Genomic DNA, 540 nt, shown 5'->3' with positions numbered 1-540 from the left:
CTTAAATGCCGGTAAAAGGGAGTAAAAATATTTTGTATAATCTTCTATTCCGTTATATTGCTGTTCAACAATAATTTTTTTGGAAAATACTCCGTCTACGTTCCAAAATTTTTTATGCCAACTTTCATTTGCCCAACAAAGCATAAACGGAAAATCTGGCTCGCTACTTTCAAGCACTTCATGAAACGGCCTATCTAACTCCCGTCTTCCATTACCGAACCAATAATGATAATAACAAAAACCCTCTATTCCGTGTTCTTTTGCCATTTCAGTCTGCGCTATTCGAGTTTCTTTTAAGCGCAAATCATAAAAACCCAAATCGGCTGGCACATGAGGCTGGTAATGCCCCCTAAATAACGGACGGGCTTTACATACGTTTGTCCATTCCGTAAAGCCTTTACCCCAATATTTATCGTTAGTATCCGTTGGGTAATACTGAGGTAAATAAAATGCGATCATTCGCGGTTTCATATTGTTAAATCTTTTATTTGTTCCAAATAACGCTTTCCCCATTTCATATCGGGTTCCAAATGATTACCT

The 540-nt window shown here is 37.4% G+C and carries 1 protein-coding gene; it reads right to left on the bottom strand.

The window, feature by feature from the left end; genetic code table 11:
* Window positions 1-513, bottom strand: a 513-nt coding sequence (locus ACYVTD_RS15915) for a glycoside hydrolase family 99-like domain-containing protein (protein WP_461248662.1), incomplete at its 3' end; no start/stop codon positions are given.
* Between the last annotated feature and the right edge of the window lie 27 nt (window positions 514-540).

This window comes from Treponema sp. R6D11, from assembly GCF_054786075.1.
This window is presented reverse-complemented; position numbering and strand designations above follow the sequence as displayed.